The sequence below is a fragment of the Azospirillum sp. Marseille-Q6669 genome, assembly GCF_965111635.1.
The window spans coordinates 1,788,677-1,811,555 of sequence record NZ_CBCOOP010000001.1; the positions used below are offsets into that span (position 1 = coordinate 1,788,677).

Annotated in this window: 11 protein-coding genes; all 11 read right to left on the reverse strand. The window is 71.8% G+C overall.

The features are described 5' to 3' along the window. Nucleotides 1-177: 177 nt before the first annotated feature. Nucleotides 178-3,291, reverse strand: a complete 3,114-nt coding sequence (locus ACWPXE_RS07925; protein WP_454017370.1) for a type VI secretion protein IcmF/TssM N-terminal domain-containing protein — start codon at nt 3,289-3,291, stop codon at nt 178-180. Further along, entirely contained in the window at nt 3,279-4,007 is a 729-nt protein-coding gene (locus ACWPXE_RS07930; protein ID WP_454017371.1) for a hypothetical protein, read from the reverse strand. Before ACWPXE_RS07930 ends, ACWPXE_RS07925 begins: the two co-directional genes overlap by 13 nt. After that, entirely contained in the window at nt 4,004-4,468 is a 465-nt protein-coding gene (locus ACWPXE_RS07935; protein WP_454017372.1) for a hypothetical protein, read from the reverse strand. The genes ACWPXE_RS07930 and ACWPXE_RS07935 overlap by 4 nt, the downstream gene beginning before the upstream one ends. Nucleotide 4,469: 1 nt before the next feature. Next, on the reverse strand, nt 4,470-4,847 hold the full coding sequence (locus tag ACWPXE_RS07940; protein ID WP_454017373.1) for a hypothetical protein: 378 nt from the start codon (nt 4,845-4,847) through the stop codon (nt 4,470-4,472). 14 nt (nt 4,848-4,861) lie between these two features. Further along, nucleotides 4,862-7,948: an ABC transporter substrate-binding protein gene (locus tag ACWPXE_RS07945; RefSeq protein ID WP_454017374.1), complete on the reverse strand. Its 3,087-nt coding sequence runs from the start codon at nt 7,946-7,948 to the stop codon at nt 4,862-4,864. 196 nt (nt 7,949-8,144) lie between these two features. Further along, nucleotides 8,145-9,506 (reverse strand): HlyD family type I secretion periplasmic adaptor subunit, encoded by a 1,362-nt coding sequence (locus ACWPXE_RS07950; RefSeq protein ID WP_454017375.1) that lies wholly within the window; start codon nt 9,504-9,506, stop codon nt 8,145-8,147. Beyond that, nucleotides 9,503-11,200, reverse strand: a complete 1,698-nt coding sequence (locus ACWPXE_RS07955; protein WP_454017376.1) for an ATP-binding cassette domain-containing protein — start codon at nt 11,198-11,200, stop codon at nt 9,503-9,505. Before ACWPXE_RS07955 ends, ACWPXE_RS07950 begins: the two co-directional genes overlap by 4 nt. Continuing rightward, nucleotides 11,197-12,516: a TolC family protein gene (locus ACWPXE_RS07960; RefSeq protein WP_454017377.1), complete on the reverse strand. Its 1,320-nt coding sequence runs from the start codon at nt 12,514-12,516 to the stop codon at nt 11,197-11,199. The genes ACWPXE_RS07955 and ACWPXE_RS07960 overlap by 4 nt, the downstream gene beginning before the upstream one ends. 197 nt (nt 12,517-12,713) lie before the next feature. Then, entirely contained in the window at nt 12,714-20,438 is a 7,725-nt protein-coding gene (locus tag ACWPXE_RS07965) for a hypothetical protein (protein ID WP_454017378.1), read from the reverse strand. 334 nt (nt 20,439-20,772) lie between these two features. Next, nucleotides 20,773-21,993 (reverse strand): ABC transporter ATP-binding protein, encoded by a 1,221-nt coding sequence (locus ACWPXE_RS07970; protein ID WP_454017379.1) that lies wholly within the window; start codon nt 21,991-21,993, stop codon nt 20,773-20,775. A gap of 60 nt (nt 21,994-22,053) precedes the next feature. Continuing rightward, nucleotides 22,054-22,875 (reverse strand): carbohydrate ABC transporter permease, encoded by an 822-nt coding sequence (locus tag ACWPXE_RS07975; RefSeq protein WP_035677626.1) that lies wholly within the window; start codon nt 22,873-22,875, stop codon nt 22,054-22,056. Between the last annotated feature and the right edge of the window lie 4 nt (nt 22,876-22,879).

Genomic DNA, 22,879 nt, shown 5'->3' on the forward strand with positions numbered 1-22,879 from the left:
GGGCAAAGAATGACTGCCCAACGATCCAATATGCCCCAACGACTTGATACATTTTCAGTAATTAACAACGCATTAAATGCCTATGACCACCGTCGGAGTTTTTGTTGGAAGCTGCGTCATCTTTCTGCGAATTGTAACAAAGTTCATCATCAGCTTTTCTTTGTGCACCGATCTCCACTACCTCTGCGGGAAACGCGCGGGCAGGTCGAGGGCGCGTGCCGGAAGCTCGTTGCGCGTCCCGGCGATGACCGCCGCGCCCAGCACCAGGACGGTGTCGCGCACCGGCTGCCCTTCGATGGTCTGGGTGGGCAGGGCGACGCGCAACAGCAGGCCGTCCCGCGACGATGACGGAGTGTGGCCTTTCAGCAGGCGCAGCAGCGCCCACGGTCCGCGCTCGGCCAGGGTGATGGTGTCGCCGGTGGCCGCGGCGGTTCCGCCCGCCGGCGCGCCCTTCGGACGGAAGGGCGACCCGGAGGCCCAGCGGGCGCTCAGCAGCACCGGCTGGCCCGGCGTCCAGGCGAGCGTCCCGCCGTTGGCCGTCGCCCCCACCGCGCTGGCGCCGGAACGCACCGACCAGTCGATGATGTGCTCCGCCCCGACCTCCTGCGCGCGGTTGGCGCCGTAGGTGAGGCGGACGCTGACCGGCGACGGGCGCGCGATGGCCTCCAGCAACGGGCGGGCGGCCTCCATCCGCTCCATGAAGGCGGCGACCTCGGGGGTCGCGGTCCGCATCACCGCCACCCGGTGCTCGTCGAGCTGCCGGTAGAAGCGGCGGACGTCCTGCGGATCGGCGTCGGCCGCGCCGCGCGCCTGTTCGGAGCCCACGAAGGGGAAGCGCCCGGCGAGGGTCTGCGCGAAGGCGGTGGACAGCTTCGACAGGGCGACGTCGCTGTCCGGAACCGGAGCCTCCACCGGCATTCTGGGCAGGATCGGCAGATGCGCGACGACGGTCGGCTCCTCCACGACGGCGGGCGGCGGAGCCGCGGGTTCCGGCGACGGGGCCGGCCGTGGAGGCGGAGGAGGGGCCGCCGCGACCGGCTTGGCCGGCTCCGCTTCGGGCGAAATGAGCTTTGGTTCCGCGGGCTTCGGTTCTGCGGGCTTGGATACAGCGGGCTTGGCTTCGGCCGGCTTGACGGCTTCGGCGGGCGGAGCGTCGGGAACCGCTGCGGGAAGGGCGGCGGCCAGGGCGTCCGGCAGCGCGGTCACCGCCGGGTTGAGAGCCAACGCGCCGCCGTCACCCACCGCGAACAGGGCGCCGGTCTGCGGCGCGTCCAGCGCCAGGACGGCGGCGCGGGCGCCGGTCGCGGCGGTGGACAGGGCCTCGGTGATGCGGTCGGTGGTGTCGCGCCCCGGCAGATCGGCGATGGCCGCCTTCTGGAGCGCCACGCGGATCGCGTCGGGCAGGCCGCGGGCGGGCTCCTGCAGGGCACCGGCGATGGGCCAGGAAACGGCTTCGACAACGGCGCCAGTCAGGCGGCGGACGTCCTCGACATCCTCGGCGGTCGGCGTCTCCGGCAAGCCGCGCAGCCGTTCGGCCAGGGCCTCGGCGCGCTGGCGGAGCGGGTTGCGGCCGTACAGCTCCTCGGCCAGCGGGGCGGCGAGCTGCACCGATTCCGCGCGCACCGCCGCGGCGATGGTCCGGGCGTCGAGGTTGGGCAGGTCGGCGCCCGCGGCGATGCGCGTGATGTAGCCGTCCGTCGCCGTCATGGGCGACCGGGGGACCGCGCCGTAGACGCTTTCGGCCAGCGCGTTCAGCTCGTCGAAGCCGCTGTTGCGGCGGAAGCGGTCGTAGCGCTCCAGCGCGCCGCGCCGCCCGCCGATGCGGTCAAGCTGCTCGGCGAGCCGGCGGAAGGCGGGCAGGTCCTCGACCGTCCGCGGGTTGGCGACCGGCGGCAGGTCGGCCATGGTGGCGCTGGGCAGCAGGGCGTCGCGGATCGGCCGCAGCACCGAGCGGCGCAGCGTGACCGAGGCGAGCCGCTTCTTGTCCTCGTCGAAGCCGCTGAACAGCGAGGTCGGCAGCAGCGGCGTGGCGAGGGAGCTGCGCTCCATCACCGCCGTGGCGGCGATCACCCGACCGGCCAGAGCCCCGTCGGTGACGGCGTCGCGGGCCAGCAGCGCCCGGCGCAGATCGGCGGTGGCGGCGGCGACCGGCGGGCTGCCGGCGGACACGCTGGACACGCCCTGCCACGCGGCGACCGACAGGCCGGCGACCGAGGCGGCGAGCGCGGCCTGGGCCATCCGGCGGCGCTTGTGGGCCTGCTGGTAGGCGGCGTCGGACGGCCGTCCGTAGCCGGCCTCGGCGAAGGCGCGGCCGGGCAGCAGGTTGCGGGCGAAGACCGGGCGGCGCCCGCCGGTGGCCGGGGCGTAGGCGCCGGTCAGGGCGATGCCGCGCAGCGGGAAGGGCTCGGTCTGGTCATCGCCGCCCAGGGCGCCGTCGAGGAACAGCGCCAGCGGATGGCGCAGCGTGTCGAGGGCTGCCGGCAGCAGCGGCAGGCGCACCCCGGCGGTGCCGGCGGCGAAGGCGTCGGCCTCCAGAACGGCGATGTCGGCGGCGATGGCCTCGAACGCCTCGTCGATGCGGCGCGGATCGAAGGGCTTGGCCCAGTCCTGGGGGTTGGTCCAGCCCAGCACGCCGTCCAGCAGGGCCGACGGCATGGCGGCGCAGAGGTCGGTGAAGCCGTCCAGCGCCTCGGCGCGGACCACGACCACATGCACAGGGCCGACCACGCCGACATCGTCGCGCAGAGTCCGCAGGCGCTCCCGCAGGGCGGCGCCCCGCTTGGCCAGCGCGTCGCGCGGGCCGGGGCGCTCGGCGGCGGCGCGCAGCTCGTCGGCGCCGACCATCAGCAGGACGCCGTCCAGCGGGCGGCGCATCGGCCGCTTGCGCATCGCCGCGACCAGCGCCGGCCAGGACGCGCCCAGCCGGGAGCCGTCGGCGGAATCGGCGCCGGCGTGCAGGATCGCCGCACCCTCACAGAACCACCAGCAGCCGTGCTCGCCGTTGCCGTCCTCGGGCCAGCGGACATGGGTCGGGTCGGTGGCGAGCAGGGCCGGGCCGCCGACGCCGAAGGCGAGGAACCACGGGATGTCGCCGCGGCGCAGGGGGCCGCGCATCTGTCGCGTCAGGATGTCCAGCCCCTCGCCATAGACGCGGGCGACGCGGTAGAAGATGTAGAGCGGCAGCGCCAGCAGCGCGTAGGGCGCCAGCGTGACGGCGAAGGACAGCAGATAGACGATGGCGGAGCCGATGGTGGAGAGCACCAGCTCCAGCGTGAGCATCAGTAGGACCATGACAGCCCCATGTCCTCGACCGCGGCGTGGGCGCCGCTCAGATCGCGTTGGATGCCGCCGACGGCGCCGGCCCACAGCAGGTGCGACACCACGAGGAACAGCACGGCGGGCCCGCCGACGGCCCACCACCAGCGCCGCGCGGACGGCGCGAGGTAGCCGGGCACGGCGCCGTCGGGCGGTTCGCAGGCGCGCGGGCTGGGGTGGCTGGCCGCGGCGCGCTCGCCGACGACGATGCGGTGCAGGGCGGGGCGGCGGGCGGTCGCCTGGGCGTCGTCGGGAAAGCCCAGTGCCAGCGCCGCAAGATAGACGGCGGCCAGCCCGCGGTCGGCCTTGGCGCCCTGGCGGATCAGGTCGTCGGCCTGGACGAACAGGGTTTGCAGCGTGGCGTTCGCGCCGAACAGGCGGCTGGAGACCACGGCGTCGGCGGGCCGCGTCTGGGCCAGTGCGCGGTCGGCCAGCATGGCCATGGCGAAGACCGCCTTGACCACCGTGCCGTGCGCACCCGGCCCCTGCGAGACGGCGGCGCCGCTCATGCCATGGAGCGTGGCGGTCAGACGGTCGGCCACCGTCCCCGCCGGGGCCTGCGCGTCGGCGCAGCCGGCGAGCAGATCCTCCTGGAAGGCGCGGAACAGGGCCAGCGTGCCGGCGGGTTTAGCGCCGGCGGGCGCCATCTTCGGCGCCGCAGCGGGATGGGCCGGGGCGAGTTGGGCGGTCACGGCGTTCCCTCCGTCAGCGGAGCCACGGTGAAGGTCTCCCGTCCCAGCCGCACGTCCAGGGCGCCGGCACCGTCCAGCGTCTGCCGGTGGGCGCCGGGCACGCCGTACAGCGCGTAGACGAGGGTTTGGGTCGGAGTGGTGGCGAAAGGGGGCAGGCTGTGCAGGAGCACGCTCTGGCCCGGCACCATCTCCCAGGAGGCGATGGCGATGCGGTTGCCGGCCTCGGCGCTCAGCGCCTCGCGGTCGCGGAACCAGCCCGCGGCGTCGAGCCCGGCCAGCCGTCCGGCCAGCGCCGGGTCGGCCACCCGCACCACGTCGACCGCGACCGGGCGGCGCCCGTTGGCGTCGGGCTCGGCAACGATGCGCAGCACGGGGGCGTCGGCGCGCCCCGCACCGGGCGTGGGTGCACCGGCGGCGCAGCCGGCGAGCGTCAGGGAGAGGATGATCGCGAGGCGCTTCATGTCAGCCACCGCCGCCGGGCGCCGACTGGCCGACGCAGACGTAGCCCGCCGGGGTGTGGCGGTACCAATTGCCGGTCGCCTCGGCGCAGGGGGCGAGGACGCGGTCGTTGCGCTGCGGCTGCGCCACCACCGGGGCCGGGGCGGCGTCCGCCTCGCGGGCGCCGGCCGGACGGTTGGTCACGACGAAGCCGCCCTCGTCCTCCTCTACGATCATCACGTAGCGGGCGCGCTTGGCGGGGTAGCGGATGCCGACGTCGTAGTCGCCGTCGGCCACCTTCTCCAGGATCGCGCCGGGGCGCTCGCTGCCGAGCGGCGCGCAGCCCGACCCGGCGAACAGGACCGGCAGCAGCGCCGTCGCGGCGATCAGGGTTCGCATCATCGGGGGTGTCCTGCTCATGCCGGAATTGCGCGGCGCTGGGCGTTGGTGGCGACCGCGGCGGGGCCGGCGGCCTCCATCAGGTCGGGCGGGGTCGGCTCGATGCCGGCCTCGGCCAGCGTCCGGTAGACGGACCGCCACACCAGCTCCGGCACGACGAAGCTGGCGTCGTAGTCCTCGACCCAGAAGAACATGTTGTACTTGCACAGCCACTGGCCGTTGACGCCGCGGATGCCGTCGTAGCGGACGAAGGGCGGGCCGCCGGTGGCGCTGGGCAGCACCTTGTCAGCGTTCTGCAGGGCGGTGGTCAGCAGGCCACCCATCCGGCCGGGGTCGTGACGAGCGTCGGCGTAGTATTCCAGCTTCATCGACACCCGGTCGACCGCGCTGAAATTGACGACGGTCGCCTCCGACACCTTGGCGTTGGGCATGGCGACGATGAAGCCGGCGACGTTGCGGATGCGCACCGTGCGCCACGTCATGTCGACCACGACGCCGCGCACCAGATCGGTGATCTGGATGCTGTCGCCGATCTGGAACGGCCGCTCGATGTTCAGCACGATGCCGGAGAAGACGTTGGCGATGTTGGCCTGGATGGCGAGGCCGATGACCATGCCGACGAGGCCGGAGGCGGCGAGCAGGCTGGTGATCGGCTGCTTCAGCACGAAGGCGATGATGCCGCAGCCGGCGAAGCCGAAGACGATCAGGGTCGAGAAGCGGCGGACGATGCCGGGGATCTTGCGCTGGGTGCGGATCTCCAGCGGGGTCCAGACGAAGCGCTCCAGCGTGCGGTCGACCAGGATGGCCGGCACGATCCACCACAGCACGTTGACCCCGTTCACCACCATGGCGATCCCGCTGGGCGGCAGCGTCGCCACCGCCTGGTCCAGCACGATGTTCCCGACGGACATCAGCAGCAGCGGCCAGGACAGGATGCGCATGAACAGCGTCTGGATCTTCCAGAACTGGCCGCGGTCGCGGCGGTCCATGACGGCGGCGAAGACCGCCAGCACGGCGCTGAAGATGGCGATGTAGACGAAGAAGTCGCGGTGGATGAAGTCGCGCGCCGCCGGGGAGTCCGGTGCCGCGACCACGCCGAAGTCGACGCGCGAGAAGTCCGGCTGCGGGCGCCCGAAACCGACATAGTTGGGATCGCCCTCGCTGCCGACCGAGGCGACGTCCTGCGAGATCCAGGCGCGGGCCAGCCGCCAGCCGGGCGACGGCGCCAGCACCCGCTTGGCGCGGAGCTGGTCGAGCAGTGTGGAGCTTTCGCTCTCGCCCTCCAGCGCGCGGCGGAAGCGGTCGGCGAGGCCGGGATCGGCCGCGGACGCAGTCTCCGCCGCGGCCATCGCCTTCAGTTTCTCCACGAAGTCGTTGGTGTCGACCAGCGACATGCCGAGCACGTCGGTGACGAACATCACCGTGTTGCGGTTCTGCGTCCGGTGGCGGAAGCTGACGCCGACCGTCTGGCTGCCGTAGGGCGGGCGCTGGTCGAAGACGTTCAGGGCGAAGCGCCCCTCGATCCGGTAGGCGACGTAGGTGGTGACCTCGCCGCGCTCCTCGCGGTAGGGCTTGCCCAGCTCGACCGGCTTGACCGCGTTGGTGAAGACGACGTCCGCCGGGTTGAAGGCGCCGCGGTAGCGGAACCAGATCGTCAGGTTCAGCGTCGCCTCGTTGGCGTCCGGGTTCAGGTCGCGGATCTCATGGAGCTGGACGCCGGTGTAGATGACGTCCGTCTTGTACATGAAGCGGTCGTTGACGTAGAGCGCCCGGCCCTTGGTGACCTCCTCCAGGAAGTTGGAGACGCCGGCCTCGCGGATCGGCTGGAGCTGGGTCAGCGCCGCCACCGGGTTCAGGCCGTTGTAGGAGGCCATCATCACCGGCAGGGTCGCCTGGCCGCGGTTGTCGAAGGTCCAGGTGCCGACCGTGCCCTGGAAGGCGGTCTCGGCGCGGTCGTGGTCGGCGATGGCGCGGCGCAGCGCTTCGCCGTCTGGCTTGCCGGTGGCCGTGTTGGTCTTGGCGATGGCGCCGGCGATGAGGTCCACGCCGTCGGCGCCCAGCGCCGCCGCCCAGTCGGGCACCGCGTTGAAGCGCTTCACATACTGGCCGTAGAAGCGCTGCGCCCGCTCGTTCGCCGTGTCGAACAGCACGGGCGACGACACCAGCAGGCCGTGGCCGTAGGCCTCCGGGGTCAGCGCCTTGGGATTGGCCTGCGCCTGGGCGACGATCTCGGTGCGGAAGGCCGACGAGGCCATCTCCGAGCTGCCGGCGATCAGGTTGCGCACCCCGGCGTCGCGCAGCGCCACCACCACCCGCGCGCTGTCCACCGCCGAGCCAATGACGACGACGGCGCCGGTCGGCATCTTCTCCTTCACCGCCTGGGCCAGCGCCGGCAGGGCGGACGCGCCGCCGCGGCCCGGCGCGAAGGTCCACTGGCCGACCAGCTTGGTGCCGAAGCGCTGGAGGATCGCGTCGAACTGGCTGGCCTGCGATGCGGCCTGCTCGCTGTCCTCGCGCACGATGGCGACTGTCGGCTCACCCACCACGTTGCGCACGTAGTTGGCGAGGAAGCGCGTCTCGTGCGTGCGGTCCAGCGTGATGCTGAACAGCCAGGGGCTGGGGGCGGCGTCCGCCGGACGAACCAGCGGGCGCGGGGCGATCAGCGGAATCTGCCGCTGGGCGTAGATCGCCGTCGCGCTGTCGGTGGCGTCCGGCGTGTGGCCGATCACCGCGAGGACGGACGGGTCGTTGGAGACGCGCCGGGCGATCTCCAGCGACTTGCCCTTGTCGCCCTCGTCGTCGAAGGGCTTGACCACCACGGGACGGCCGGCGATGCCGCCCGCCGCGTTGATGGTGTCGGCGCGCAGCGCCGCCCCCTTGCGCAGGGCCAGCCCCAGCGCCGCGTCCGGCCCGCTGAGCGGCCCGACGACGGCGACGGTCAGCGGCTCGCGCGCGCTGTCGCCGAGGAAGCCGGCGCGGACGACCAGGGAGACCAGCACGGTGACGAGCATCGCCGCCGCCAGGATCAGCGCGAAGCGCGCCTTCTTGGTCAGGTGCGACCAGCGCAGCGGCGGCCGGGAGCGGGGCTGGAGCGAGCTCAGCATGGGGTGGGCCTCGGGCGGTCCGTGTCGGGGTGGCATAGGGCGAGGGGGATGTAGCTCTCTCCCCTCTGGGGAGAGGGTGGCCCGGAGGGCCGGTGAGGGGGTTGTGCGTGGCGGTGCGTCCGGCACAAGCGCAACCCCCTCACCCCAACCCTCTCCCCGGAGGGGAGAGGGGGAAAGGCAGTCGGTCCGGCCATCCTCATTGCTCCTGCATCGCGTGCTGGAGGCCGTTGAGGACCGGCGAGAACACATAGTCGAGGATGGTGCGCCGCCCGGTCAGGATGCTGCAGGTCACGCGCACGCCGGGGAACAGCTCGTAGGTCTTGCCGCCGTAGTCGAAACGGGTCACCGGCAGCTCGACGCGGACCTTGTAGTAGGACTGCTTGTTGGCGTCGAGCAGCGTGTCCGGGCTGATCGTCCGCACCCGCCCCTCGATGTGGCCGAAGCGCGAGGCGTCGCCGCCGGCCAGCGTCACCACCACCGGCTGGTCGGGGCGGACATAGCCGATGTCCTGCACCGGCAGGCGGGCGTCCACCACCAGCTTGCCGTCGCGCGGCACCAGCTCCACCACCGTCTCGCCGGCCTTGACCACGGCGCCCTTGGTGGAGACGGCCAGCGTCTTCACGATGCCGTCCATGGGTGCCCGCAGGCTGCTGCGGTCCAGGCTGTCCTGGTAGCGGGTCAGACGCTGCGACAGCTCGTCGTGGTTGCGGCGGGCCTCGTCGAGGGCGTTGCGGCTCTCTTCCTCGTATTTGCGGCCGATCCACACCAGCTTGCTGCGCGCCTCGGCCAGCGCCGCCTCGGCCTGGGCCAGCGTGGCGCGGTCCTCGGCGATGGCGCTGCTGACGCGGGCGTCGTCGCGCAGCAGCTCCAAATGCTTCATGCGGTTGGTGATCTCGCGCTTCAGCAGGGTCTCGCTGATGGAGAGCTGCTCGCGGATCAGCCCCTGCGCCACCTGGGAACCGCCGATGCGCGCCCGCACGGCGGCCGCCTGCTGCTCGCGCTGGGCGATGTCCTGGCGCTGGATGTCGAGGTCGGAGGCCAGCCGGTCGCGGCGGGCGCGGAACAGGTCGCGGGTCTGCGCCACCAGATCGGGCCGCTCGCGCAGCAGCCGCTCGGGGAAGGCGATGGCCTCGCGGCGCCCGACCTCGGCTTCCAGCCGCGCGGTGTCGGCGGACAGCGAGCCGAGGCGCAGCTTCAGCTCCTCCAGGTCGGCGCGGATCTTGGTCTGGTCCAGCTCGACCAGCGCTTGGCCGGCGGTGACCGAATCGCCTTCCTGCACCAGGATGTCGCGGACGATGCCGCCCTCGAAATGCTGGACCGACTGGTTGTAGGACAGCGGCACCACGTCGCCGGGAGCGCTGCTGGAGACGTTCAGCTCGGCGATGGCCGCCCAGCCGAGTGCGGCGAGGAAGGCGGCGATGCTGACCGCGAACAGGCCGTCGCCGAAGCGGCTTTCCGTCTCATCGGTGGCGGTGACGGCGCCGGCCAGGGTGACCGGTGCCGTTGCGGCGGGTCCGGCGGCGGCGGGCTTGCGGGTCAGCAGGGGAAGCGGCTTCATGGCGTCACCAGCCCCGCCGGCTCGCGGACGACAGCCGCGCTGGTCGACATTCCATTGGCCGGTAGATCGAGGTCGAGCACCAGCGAGGCGCCCTGGAGGATGCGCGGGTCGTGGGAGGCGATGATCACCGTGTGGCCGCTCCGCGCCAGCTCGATCAGCGTGCGGTAGACGGTGGCGGTGCCCTCCGAGTCCAGCCCGTCGGTCGGCTCGTCGAGCAGGATCAGCCGTCCGCCGACCGCCAAGGCGCGGGCCAGCGCCAGCCGGCGGCGGTGGCCGGTCGGCAGCTCGTGGCCGAAGTTGCGCAGCGGCGTGTCGAGGCCCTGGGCGCAGTCGGCCACCGTACGGTCGGCCCCGGCGCGGTGCAGGACGGCGTGAAGCTCCGTCTCCGACAGGTGCGGGTTGGCGAGCAGCAGGTTCTCGCGGATCGTCCGGTTGAGGAACACCGGCTCCTGCGGCAGCAGCCCGATCTGCTGGCGCCACCAGGAGGGGGCGAATTTGCGGATGTCCACCCCGTCGGCCAGCACCGCACCCTCCTGCGGGTCGGCCAGCCCGGCGATCAGGCGGATCAGCGTCGATTTGCCCGAGCCGTTGCGGCCCTTCAGCACCAGGATGTTGCCGGCGGGCACCGACAGGCTGAGGCGGCGCAGCAGCGGCGTGACGCCGCCCGGCGGGGTGAAGGTCAGGTCGCGCAGCTCCAGCGTGCCGGCGTAGCGGGGCAGGCTGGTGCCGCCGGTCGGCTCGACGGCGGTGCGGGCGAACTGCTCCAGCCGGACCTGCGCCTGCCGGGCCATCGCCAGGGACTCTCCGATCTGGGCCAGCCGGGTGAAGGGGGCCAGCGCGCGGCCGACCAGCAGGTTGATGCCGATCAGCGAGCCGACGTCCAGCTCGCCGCGCACCACCAGAACGGCGCCGGTGGCGATCACCGCCACGCCCTGGAGCGCCTGGAGGCTCTGCGCCGCCGACTGGGCGCGGCCCTGGCGCATCGACATGCGCTCGCGGACCACGCGCAGGGCCTTGGCGGCGCGCTGCCAGTCGCCGAGGAGCGGCTTGGCGCCACCGAACAGGGCGACCGCGTCACGCCCGACGATGGCGGTGGTGACCAGCCCCTGGGCGTCGGCGCCGGCCTGGGCGAGGTCGCGCCCGACCGCCCGCATGTCCGCCTGGGCGAGCAGCCCGGCGGCGATGGCCAGCAGCGTGAAGACGAGGCAGATCGCCGCCAGCGGCCAGGAGATCAGCGCCACCACCAGGATGAAGCCGAGCGCAAAGGGCAGGTCGAACAGAGTCGCGAGGTTGGCGGAGCCGAGCGCGGAGTCGATCTGCTCCGGCGCCCGCAGCGCCTCGCGCCGCGCCACGTCGCCCTCCGCCGATCCGGCGCCACTGCGCGCGGTCATCAGAATGCCGAAGGCCCCGGTGGTCAGACGCTCGTGCTCGGCGCGCCCGATGCGCCCGGCGATGCCCAGCCGGACATGGCGGAACAGATGCTCGAAGGCGATGGACAGCACGACGCCGACGGTCAGCGCCGCCAGCGTGGAATCGACGCCGTGCGTCACGTACCGGTTCAGCACCAGCATCGTGTAGAAGGACGAGGCCAGCCCGAGCAGGTTCGCCGCCAGCGATGCCGCGAAGACGCGGGCGGTCAGCCGCAGGTTGGCGCGCAGCCGCAGCACCAGCAGCCCGAGGGCGCCGCCGCTCATCGCTGGTCTCCTGTCCCGCGTCGCCCGAGGTCGCGGAAAGCACCGCGGCCCATCGGGGCCAGCTTCGGCATCGGCTTGGTCTGGATGTCGGTGGCGTTCAGCCGGCCCATGGCGGCGAGCAGCCGGTAGCCGGCCAGCACCAGTTCCGTCTCCGCCGCCGCGGCGTCGCTGCGCGCGTTGATCAGCGTCGTCTCGCCCGACAGGATGTCGATCAGCGACCGGGTGCCCAACTCGCGTTCCGACCGCGCGACGTCGAGGAAGCCGGCGGCGAGGCTCGCCTGATCGTTCAGAAGCTGCACCTGGGCGCGGGCGCTTTCCAGCCGGTTCCAACTGTTGCGGACGGTCTCAAGCACCGTGCGCTCCTGGTCGGCCCAGGTGGCGTCGGCGGCGCGCAGGTCGGCCTCGGCCAGCCGGATGCTGTTGAGCGCGGTCAGGCCGGTGTTCAGCGAGAAGGTGACTTGGAGCTTGAACAGCAGCTCGTTCTGGCGCCCGGGCTGGCCGGCGATATCGCGCTTGATGTTGTGTTCCACGAAACCGTCGATCCGCGGGTAGAGCGTGCGGCCGCGCACCGAGGTCACCGCCTCCTGCGCCGCCGCGGTGGTCAGGGCCAATTCCTGAAGGCGCGGGTTGTGACGGCGCGCCTCCTCCACCGCCGCGTCCATCGAGACGGGCAGGCTGGCGCGGGTCATCGCCAGGACCTGGGCATTGCTGACCTGGAAGGGAACATGGCCGAAGAAGGCCTGGAAGCGGCTCTGCGCGTTCTGCGTTGCCTCCTCCGCCGCGACGCGGCGCGCCTGGGCGCCGGCCAGCTGGCTCTTGGCCTGGAGGACGTCGGTGGAGAAGCCGAAGCCCTCCTGAAGCCGCACCTCCTCCAGCCCGGTCTGGCGACGGATGTTGTCCTCGGACTGGCGCGCGAAGGCGAGGAGCTGGTGGGCGCGGACGAGGCTGGCGTAGGCGGTGAGGCCCTCCACCAGCAGCTCCTGCCGGGTGCGCTCCACCGCGATGTCGGCCCGGACCAGCGTCACCTGGGCGCGCCGGATGTCGGCGTTGGTCGCGTCGAAGTCCCAGATCAGCTGCGTCGCCCGCGCCGAAAACTGCGAGGCGTTCATGTCGGTGTTGGGCAGGCCGGCCGGCTTGGTCGTGCTCTCGCGCCCGCCGTTGGCCGACAGGCTGAGCGTCGGGAACCAGCCGCCATGACTGACCCGCAGGGCGTTGCGGGCCCCGTCGGCGGCGGCCTCCGCCCCGCGCAGGCGGTCGTGGGTCTCCGTCGCCTTGCCGATCAGCGCCACCACTTCGTCGCGCGGAGCCGCAACCAAAGGTTGTGGAGCTCCGGTCAGGAGCGGAAGCGCAACCGTGGCGATAAGACAAAACTTGTGCATGAGGGTCCTGGAGATCGCCGCATGTCTAGGCTCTTCGGCCTACAGCGATGATGATCTTAGTCGAGAACTCTCATACTCATTTAGGACAAAACAGTATCCAAATACCTAAAAATGCGTCGAATTCTGTCAGTCGCTCATGAATTTTCTGCGACTGGCACAATCGTCGATGCATGGGTTGTGGCATGGTGTGTGTCTGCGGTGTGAAGCGCCATCGCCCAGTCTCCAGAGTGCGCATCGAGGCTGTTTTGCACAACCGGAGCGGTGTCCGGCAGGCCCAGGCCTGAGGAGAGAAGCGCCGCGTAGTCGAAGCGCCCGTGATCGGTCTGAGACGACGGAGACGGCGGCGCGGCCATCGGTTGGCTGTGCAGCTGCGCCGCGACGGTGGCCTGCGCGTCGAAGGTGACGCCGGCCACCAGACGGCTGCTGCCGTCGGCCATGGTCATGCTGGTGGTGCCGAGGATGTGGTTGCCGGCCAGCGTCGTGTCGGTCGGGGTGGCCGTGGTGGCAATGGAGAGGATCCCGGCCTCGGCCAGTGTGCGCAGCTCGCCCGGCTGGCTCACCCCGTCGCCGTCGGCGTCCTGCCAGACCTGGAGCGTGGCGAAGCTCTCGTCCGCGGCGTCCAACCGCCCGTCGTGGTTGGTGTCGAGCGAGGCGAGCGCCTCCAGGCTGCTGTTGAAGCCTTTTCCGAAATGCTCCGACACCAGCTCGCGCCCGTCGTCGATCTGCCCGTTTTGGTTGTCGTCGCGCACCAGAAGGGCGTTGCCCTTGCCGACCCAGCCGGTCCGATCGGCCACGCCGTCGCCGCTGACGTCGAACAGGACGCCGTCGGTCAGCGCCCGCAGGGCCAGCCCGTCGCCGGCCATGTCCAGCACGATGGGGTCGCTGGCGACGGTGGTCAGCTTGATGTTGTCGACGCGCAGGATCGGGTTGACGCTGTTGTCGCTGGTGTCGGAGGTGCCGAAGCCCAGCGACAGGGTGCTGTTGGCCGCGATCACCACGCTGAATTTCCCGCTGGCGCTCGCGTCCTTGGCGAGCAGCGTCACCACGCCGTTGACGCTGACGAAGGCGAAGTCGTGATAGCCGGGGTCGGAGAAGATGAAGGTCCAGTCGAAGGTCAGCGTCGTGTCCTTCGTCACCGTGACGGTGGTGGCCAGCTTCATCGCGTTGCCGAAGGATGGAATGGTCCCGGTCGCCGTGGCGATGGAGCCGTGGGCAAGGCCAAGGAAGTCCTCAAGCTGCGTCGGCGTCCGGCCGCCCGCGGAGGTCAGGGTGCCCTCATGCCCGTCGCCGGTGGCGCCCACCGTGGCGCCGGCGGTGTAGCTCCAGCCGGTCAGCCCCTTGTCGAAGGTGCCGTTGGGGATCAGCACGCCGGGATGCAGGGTGACGGTGTCCGTCGCGGCGGAGAAGGCGCTGCCGTCGCCGAGGGTGACGGCGGTCTTGGAGCCGGCGCTGCCGGTGGTCTGGTCCCAGGCGCGGATGGTCAGGGCGCCGTTGACGGTGGCCGGCACCGCGGCGTTGGGCTGGAAGTAGAGCCGGTCGGTGGCGCGCAGCAGAAGGGCGGAATCGCTGTCGTTGACCGCGCCGACGAGGCTCCAGGTCGCGCCGTTGTCGGTGGAGAACCACCAGCGGCCATAGCTCTCGTTGGTGCCGGTCAGGGCGATGCCGACGACAGCCCCGGCGTCCGTGTCGGTGACGTTGGCGGGGCCGCTGCCGTTCAGCCCGACCAGCTTGGACACCGCGAAGCCGACCGTGCCCGCTGTGGGGGCGGCCAGGGCCTCCGCCGCCACGGCCACGTCGAGGTTGGTGTCGATCAGGACGGGGGAGGCGTTCGGCGGCGCCACGGTGACTCCGATGGTGGCGGTCGCGGTCAGCGGTCCGCCGGCCCCGCCGTTGCCGAGATCGTTCACGACGATCCGGATGGCGTCGGCCCCGGTGTAGGAGCCGGCCGTGTAGAGGAGCCCGTTGGCGGCGCCGAGCAGCCCGTTGATGGTGGCGAGCGTCGCGCGGATGGTGACGCTGTCCGTTCCGTTGCCGGTGATGACGGCGTCCCACCCGGCGTCGGCCAGGGTCAGCGTGCCGTGGCCGGCGGTCAGCGTGACCAGCATCGGCAGCGCGCCGGCGTCGACGTCGGACACCGACAGACCGGTGACCGCCACCGCCACGCCCTTCATCGTCGCCAGCGCCGTCGTGCCGGCGGTGATCTGCGGCGCGTCGTTGACGGGGGTGACGGTTCCGGCCAGGGCGATGGTGTCGGCGCTGTAGACGGTGCTGCCGCCGACGCCGGCCGTCAGGTCGACGCGGCCGCCGGTGACGACGGGGGCGCCGCCGTCCTCGATCAGCCGGACGGTCAGGGCGGGCGTGGTGCCGTTCCAGTCGGCGGCGGGAAGGAAGCGCAGCATCGCGTTGGCGGCGATGACCAGCGCCGCCCCCTCCGCCACCGCGCCCACGGTGATCCAGGCGGAACCGGACCAGTATTGCCAGACGCCCTGGCCGGCGGACGCCGCGTTGCCGACGATGGCGACGCCGGCGAAGCCGTTGGCGGAGGAGCCGCCCGCCACCGCGTCCGCCGGGTCGGAGAACAGAGGACCGAACAGGGCGGAGACGCTGGTGCCCGTCGGATTGACGGTGTCCTCGGCAATGGTCGGCAGGGTCGCCGTCGTGCCCGTCGCCACCGGGGCGTCGTTGACCGGGATGACGGTTCCGGTCAGCGCGATGGTGCCGGCGCTGTAGGCGGTGCTGCCGCCGACGCTCGTCGCGTCGACCCGCGCGCCGCTGGCGATCGGGCCTTGCGACGTGTCGACCAGCCGGACGGTCAAAGCCGGGGTGGTGCCGTTCCAATTGGCGGCGGGAACGAAGCGCAGCGCCGTGTTGGCGGCCAGCAGCAGGCCGTTGCCGCCGCTGACCGCGCCGATGTCGGCCCAGGCCGCCCCGGTCCAGTACTGCCACGCCCCTTGCGCCACGGTGGCGGCGTTGCCGACCACCACCACGCCGGCCAGTGTGTCGGCCGCCGATCCGCCGCTGACCGCGTCGGCGGCGTCGGAGAACAGGTGGCCGAACAGGCTGGAGACGGTGGTGCCCGCCGGGTTGGCGGTGTCCTCCGCGATGGTCGGCAGCGTTGCCGCCGTGCCGGTCGCCACGGGGGCATCATTGACGGGGGTGACCGCGGTGGTCAGGGCGACGGTGCCGGCGCTGTAGCGGCTGTCACCACCCACGCTCGCCAGGGCGACCCGCCCGCCGCTGGTTACGACCCCTTGGGAGTCGTCGATCAGCCGGACGGTCAGGGCCGGGGTGGTGCCGTTCCAATTGGCGGCGGGAACGAAGCGCAACGCCGTGTTGGCGGCCAGCAGCAGGGCGTTGCCGTCCGAGGCCGCCCCCACGGCGGCCCAGCCCGTGCCGGTCCAATATTGCCACACGCCTTGCGTGGTCGCCGCGTTGCCGACGATGGCGATCCCAGCGAAACCGTTGGCGGCTGACCCGCCGCTCACGGTGTCCGCCGCGTCGGAGAACAGGTGGGCGAACAGGCTGGAGACCGTGGCGCCGGACGGGTTGGCGGTGTCTTCCGCGATCGCTGGTAGGGTAGCAGTCGCTCCGGTGACGACCGGCGCGTCGTTGACCGGGATGACGGTTCCGGTCAGCGCGATGGTTCCCGCGCTGTAGATGGTGCTGCCGCCGACGCCACCGGTCAGGTCGACGCGGTTGCCGGTGATCAGCGGCGCGCCGCCGTCCTCGACCAACCGGACGGTCAGGGCGGGCGTGGTGCCGTTCCAGTTGGCGGCGGGAACGAAGCGCAGCGCCGTGTCGGCGGCCAGCAAAAGCCCGTTGGCGTCGCTCGCCGTGCCGATGCCGGCCCAGGCGGTGCCAGTCCAATACTGCCACGTTCCTTGCGCCACCGTGGCGGCGTTGCCGACCACCACCACGCCAGCGAAGCCATTGGCCGCCGATCCGCCGCTCACCGCGTCGGCGGCGTCGGAGAACAGGTGACCGAACAAGGCGGAGATGGTGGCTCCCGCCGGGTTGGCGGTGTCCTCCGCGATGGTCGGCAGGCTGGCCGCCGTGCCCGTCGCCACGGGGGCATCGTTGATCGCGCTGACCGCGGTGGTCAGGGCGACGGTGCCGAGGCTGTAGCGGCTGTCGCCGCCGGCACCCGTCACATCCGCCCGCTCGCCGCTGGTTACGGCCCCTTGCGAATCGTCGATCAGGCGAACCGTCAGGCTCGGCGGAACGCCGTTCCAATCGGCGGCGGGAACGAAGCGCAGCTTGGCATCGGCGGACAGCAGCAGGGCGTTGCCATCCGACACCGCCCCCACGGCGGTCCAGGCCGTGCCGGTCCAATACTGCCAGACGCCCTGCGCGGTCGCCGCGTTGCCGACGATGGCGATGCCGGCGAAGCTGTCCGCGGCGGAGCCGCCCGCCACAGCGTCCGCCGGGTCGGAGAACAGGTGGACGAACAGGCTGGTGACCGTGGCGCCGGACGGGTTGGCAGCGTCCTCCGCAATGGCCGGCAGGAGCGCGGCTGTTCCGGTGGCGATCGGCGCGTCGTTGACCGGGGTGACGGTTCCGGTCAGGGCGATGATGCCGGCGCTGTAGGCCGTGCTGCCGCCGACCCCACCGGTCAGGTCGACGCGGTTTCCGGTGACCAGTGGCGCGCCACCATCCTCGACCAGCCGGACCGTCAGAGCCGGAGTGGTGCCATTCCAGTTGGTGGCGGGAACGAAGCGCAGTGCCGTGTCGGCGGCCAGCAAAAGCCCGTTGGCGTCGCTCGCCGCGACGATGTCGGCCCAGGCGGTGCCCGTCCAATACTGCCACGTTCCTTGCGCCACGGTGGCGGCGTTGCCGACCACCACCACACCAGCGAAGCCATTGGCCGCCGATCCGCCGCTCACCGCGTCGGCGGCGTCGGAGAACAGGTGACCGAACAAGGCGGAGATGGTGGCGCCCGCCGGGTTGGCGGTGTCCTCCGCGATGGTCGGCAGGGTGGCCGCCGTGCCCGTCGCCACGGGAGCATCGTTGACCGCGCTGACCGCTGTATCAAGCGCGATGGTCCCGGCGCTGTAGCGGCTGTCGCCGCCGGCACCCGTCACATCCGCCCGCTCGCCGCTGGTGACCGGCCCTTGCGAATCGTCGATCAGGCGAACCGTCAGGCTCGGCGGCACGCCGTTCCAGTCGGCGGCGGGAACGAAGCGCAGCTCGGCGTCGGCGGCCAGCAGCAGGGCGTTGCCGTCCGACACCGTTCCCACGGCGGCCCAGGCGGTGCCGGTCCAATACTGCCATTGCCCCTGGGCGGCGGTCGCCGCGTTGCCGACCACCGCCACCCCGGCGAAGCCGTTGCCGGTGGAGCCGAACACCGCGTCGGTGGGGTCGGAGAACAGTCCGCCGAACAGCGACGCGACGCCGGCGCCCGCCGGGTCGGCGCTGTCTTCGATGATGGGGGCCAGGACCGCTTGTGCGCCGGTCGCCACCGGGGCGCCGTTCACCGGGGTCACCTCCAGCGCAAGCAGGGCGACGTCCCCCGACAGCGGGGTGGTGCCGCCGACGCCGGTCAGCGTGAACAGCCGGTGCCCGGCGCCGCTGAAGCCCTCGGCCCATTCGCTGTTCACCGCCCGCAGCCCGAGCGACGGTGCGGTGCCGTTCCAGTTGGCGGCCGGCAGGAAGCGCAGAAGGGCGCTGTCCGGAAGCACGAGGGCCGCCCCGTCGCCGACCGTGCCCACCGCCTGCCACACGCTGCCGTCCACGCTGTACTGCCAGACGCCGAACGGGGAGTCCGGGTTCGCCACCACGGCGACGCCGATCACACGGCTGCCGGCCTCGCCGGGCCGGAACATCGCCTCGATCAGGTGGAAGACGGCGAAGCCGGCCGGGGCCGCGGTGCCCTCGGCGATCGCCAGGGCTTTCGCGAAGGCCGCCGCGTCGAAGCCGGCCGAGAGGGTGGGGGCCGCCACCGGCGGCACCGTCGCGGGCAGAGTGGCGGCGGCCGCCTCGATGGCGCGGGCCACCTGCTGCTGGATTTGCGCGGCGACGGCGAAGGGGTCGCTGGTCAGCGCCTTGGTGACCGCTGGGGAGGCGGGCGGGGCGCTGGTGGTGGGCGCGGGGGCGGTGATGCTCGGCGCGGCGGTGTCGGCGCTCTTGGCGGTTCCGGCCGCGTCGAAGCTGATCGGCTTCAACGCGGGTTCGCTTCCCATGCTGGATCTAGCCGCGGCCGGAGACGCCTCGCCCTCCGCCGAGGACGCGCCGGCGGTCTTATCGGCGGCTTCGCCCTTCGCGTCCTCCTTGGCCCCGTCCTCCTTGGCGCCTTCCTCTTTGGCGCTGTCCTTCTCGCCGCCCTCTTCCTTGCCGGCCTCCTTGCCCTCGGCCGGGGCTTCGGCGACCTGCTCGGCGGATTTCTCCCCGCCGCCCTTGTCGCCGTCTCCTTTGGCGCCGTCCTTGGCCGCCTCTCCCGCGGGCGGCGGGTTGGCGAGATCGGCCAACGCCTTGTTCTCGGGGGAAACAGGAACTTCGCTGCCCTGGGCGTTCTGCTGCACCGTCTCCGCCGCTTGGCGGGCGGCAGCGAGCGCCGATCCGGGGGCACGCCCGTCCGCCAGTGCCTGCCCGAGCGCGGCGTTGAAGGCGGCGCCGGACCCGCCCAGCGCCTGCACCGCCTGCTGGACGTTCTGCCCGCTGGCGAGCGCCGCGATCAGGCCGTCGCTCTTGACGCCCTTCGCGGTTTCGGCGGACAGGGCCAGAGCGGTGGACACGGTCTGCTGCGCCGATCCCAGCGCGCCGGACATTTCCTGACCGCTGGACAGGGCCCGCCCCAGCGCCTCGCCGAAGCCGCCGGCCGCCGCGCCGTCGAGCCCGGCGGCGGCGGCGAAGGTCTTGACGGTGGCCGCCACATTCTGGCCGGACGACAGCGAGGCGACCAGCGCGTCCGCCGGCTTCGCCGGAACGGCGGCGGCCTCCTGCCGGGCCGCCATGTCCGTCTGCGCCCGGGTCGAGGCGCCGAGCGCCGCGTCGGGTTGCGCGCCCTGCGCCAGCGCGTCGTTCAGGACGCTGGTGAAGGCGGGGTTGCCAGCCAGCGCGCCGCTTGCGCCATCCGTCTTTCCGGCAGCGAGGGCGCCGAGCAGGCGCGCGCCGTCGGTCTGTTCGACCGCGACGGAATTGGTCTGAACCGTGCCGGCGGCGTTCAACGCTTGGGCCTCGGCAATGGCACCGGCGGCGTCGGCGCCGCTGGACAGGGCATGTTCCAGCGCTTCGGCGAAGTGACCGCCCGGAGCGGGGCCGAGCGCCGTCACCGCATCCTGCACCCCCACGCCGGAGGCGAGCGCCGCGGCGAGCTTGTCGGACGGCGAAACGGGAACGGCGTCCAGCATCGCCGGGGCGGTGGGGGAAGCGGTCAGAGCCTGCGACAGGGCGGCGATCGGGTCGGCGGCGCCCGCGGGGCGGGCCGCCGGGTCCATCACCCCGCTGAACAGCGCCGCGGACAGGTCGGACGCCGTCTTGGGATCGTTCGCGCCGCCCGACCCGATTCCTTGTCCCTGGGCCAGGGCGACGGCCAGGCGTTGCTCCCCGGTCAGCGCCGCGGTTTCCTGGGCGGCTTCCGCCATGCGCGCCGCCGTGCCGGCGGCGATCCGGCTCGCTTGCGCAATGGCGTCGTCGGGCGTGGCGCTGGCGCCGACCCCCGCCGCGACGTCGCGCATCCAGCCGTCAGCCACGCTGCCCGCGGCACCTTCTGGCAAGCCCTGTCCGGTCAGCGCCGCCGCCAGCTTCTCCTGCACGGCCTTCAGCGCGCCGGGATCGCCGCCCAGCAGTACCGCCGCCGCTTCGGACGCCAGGGCATCGGGGATGGTCAGGAGCGGGGCGGTGGCGTCCAGGGTGTCCGGCATAGTGGCCCTCTCGCCATCGCGGCGGTCGCGTATCGGGAAGGCCAATAACAAAGTGATTTGTTAAAGAAATTCTGAACGCTGCCGGTCTTTTGGCCGATCGGAAGTTAATTTTGCTTGGATCGGTGGTCATACAACAACGAAATCCCCGCAGGGCGGGGATGGTTACTGCATGAATTTTGGCTCATGCAGAAGCAAATTGTCGATTATTGATACATTTGAGACATCGGTTGTGAAAGAGGCGAAAGTGCCTTTCTGAAAAGTGGTGTTCAGGAACAGCGCCGCCTCTGTCGATCCACCTGGGGATGCAGAGGCGGCGCCGTCGGTACGGATCGTGTCAGGACGCCGTCCGGATGGTGCCGACGCGTCCCCCGGCCAGGAAGTCCTCCGCGGCCCGCCCGCCGACGCGGACTCCGCTGTCCTTCTCGAACAGGGAGAAGTCCTTCAGCAGGCAGTCGATGCCGACCGCCTCGCCGACGCGCAGCTCGCTGTAGCCGGGGACGGACACCATCACTTCGTCGGTCAGGCCGCCGTCGTCGTCGTGGGCGGTGTGGACTCCGGACAGCTTCACCGAAATCAGCGATTCCGCCCCCACATGCTCGACCAGGGTGACGGTGCCCGGCAGGCTCTTGCCCTGACCCGGCGGCACGACGGCGAGCGCGCCGGGGCGCAGGCCCAGCCAGACCTTCATGCGGCTGCTGCCGCCCGGCCGCTCGGCCTTGTCGGGCAGCGGCAGGACACTGGCGCCGATGCGCACGGTCATGCCCTCGACCTCGGCGTCGATCAGGTTCATCGGCGGCGTGCCGATGAAGCGGGCGACGTAGGTGTTGGCCGGCTTCTCGTAGATCTCGCGCGGGGTGCCATACTGCTGGAGGTGCCCGTCGCGCATCAGCGCGATGCGGGTGCCCATGGTCATCGCCTCGATCTGGTCGTGGGTGACGTAGACGAAGTTGCCGCCGACCCGCTGGTGGAGCTGGGTGATCTCCGCCCGCATGGCGGTGCGCAGCTTGGCGTCGAGGTTCGACAGCGGCTCGTCCATCAGGAAGGCCGACGGCTCGCGCACCATGGCGCGGCCGAGCGCCACGCGCTGGCGCTGGCCGCCCGACAGGGTGCGCGGGTGGCGGTCCAGCACCTTGGTCAGGGCCAGCGTGTCGGCGGTGCGCTCCACGAGGTCGCGCACCTCCGGCGAGTTCTCGATGCGGCGCTTGAAATAGTCGCCGATGAAGGGGATGTGGAACCACCAGCGGAACTGCCGCATGATCAGCGGGAAGGCGATGTTCCGGCGCACCGTCATGTGCGGGTAGAGCGCGTAGGACTGGAAGACGAAGGCCATGTCGCGGTCGCTGGGCGGCAGCTCGTCCACCCGCTTGCCGCCGAGATGGATCTCGCCACTGCTCACCGTCTCAAGCCCCGCGATCATGCGCAGGATGGTGGACTTGCCGCAGCCCGACGGGCCGAGCAGCACCAGGAATTCGTCGTCGCCGGCCTCCAGGCTCACGTTGTCGATCACGGTCAGCGAACCGAAGGACTTCGTGACGTTCTGCAGTTTGATAGCCATGGGCTTTTCCCTTTTATCTCTCGGGCGTGTCGGTGCAAGGGGGGCGGGATCGGCCCACGGTCAGCCCTTGACGCCGCCGGTCGTCATGCCGGCGACCACGTAGCGTTGGACGAACAGGTAGAAGACGACCGCCGGCAGCGTGTAGATGAAGCCGACCGCCATGACCGTGTGCACCGGCGTGCTCAACTCGCCCACGAAGCTGGCGAGGCCGACCGAGGCGGTGCGCAGGGCGTCGTCGCTGATGAAGGTCTGGGCGAAGACATACTCGTTCCAGCCGTGGAAGAAGGCGATCACCGCCGCCGCCGCCAGCGTTGGCGCGATCAGCGGAACCACCACCGCCAGCACGATGCCGAGGCGGGAGCAGCCGTCGACCCTTGCGGCCTCCTCGATCTCCGAGGGCACGCCGTCGATGGCGCCTTTCAGAATCCAGGTCACCACCGGCACCGTGAAGGCCGTGTTGGCCAGGATCAGGCCGAGCAGCGTGTTGAGCAGCGACAGCTTGGTGAAGATGTCGTAGAGCGGCACCACCAGCATCGCTTCCGGCAGCATCTGCGTCATGAACAGCGCGAAGCCGAGCAGCAGCTTGCCGTTGAAGGTCAGCCGCGACAGCGCGTAGGCCGGCAGCACCGACAGCAGGATGCTCAGCACCGTCGTGCCGACCGCGACGATCAGGCTGTTGACCAGCCATTGGCGCAGCGAGGTCTCGGTGAAGGCGGCGGCGTAGGTGCCGATCTGCGACAGCGTCGGCAGCAGGTTCGGCGTGTCGTCGAACAGCCGCTCCGACGGGGTGAGCGAGGTCACCAGCATCCAGTAGAGCGGGAAGGCCGCCACCCCGAGGAGGACCAGGACGGCGAGCGTGCGGGCCGTGGAATTGTGCTTCATGGGG

What these genes read in the sequence shown, in the direction of transcription:
- ACWPXE_RS07925 (WP_454017370.1), bottom strand. Translation starts at nt 3,291, where the DNA reads ATGGTCCTACTGATGCTCACGCTGGAGCTGGTGCTCTCCACCATCGGC.
- ACWPXE_RS07935 (WP_454017372.1), bottom strand. Translation starts at nt 4,468, where the DNA reads ATGAAGCGCCTCGCGATCATCCTCTCCCTGACGCTCGCCGGCTGCGCC.
- ACWPXE_RS07940 (WP_454017373.1), bottom strand. Translation starts at nt 4,847, where the DNA reads ATGATGCGAACCCTGATCGCCGCGACGGCGCTGCTGCCGGTCCTGTTC.
- ACWPXE_RS07945 (WP_454017374.1), bottom strand. Translation starts at nt 7,948, where the DNA reads ATGCTGAGCTCGCTCCAGCCCCGCTCCCGGCCGCCGCTGCGCTGGTCG.
- ACWPXE_RS07950 (WP_454017375.1), bottom strand. Translation starts at nt 9,506, where the DNA reads ATGAAGCCGCTTCCCCTGCTGACCCGCAAGCCCGCCGCCGCCGGACCC.
- ACWPXE_RS07955 (WP_454017376.1), bottom strand. Translation starts at nt 11,200, where the DNA reads ATGAGCGGCGGCGCCCTCGGGCTGCTGGTGCTGCGGCTGCGCGCCAAC.
- ACWPXE_RS07965 (WP_454017378.1), bottom strand. Translation starts at nt 20,438, where the DNA reads ATGCCGGACACCCTGGACGCCACCGCCCCGCTCCTGACCATCCCCGAT.
- ACWPXE_RS07970 (WP_454017379.1), bottom strand. Translation starts at nt 21,993, where the DNA reads ATGGCTATCAAACTGCAGAACGTCACGAAGTCCTTCGGTTCGCTGACC.
- ACWPXE_RS07975 (WP_035677626.1), bottom strand. Translation starts at nt 22,875, where the DNA reads ATGAAGCACAATTCCACGGCCCGCACGCTCGCCGTCCTGGTCCTCCTC.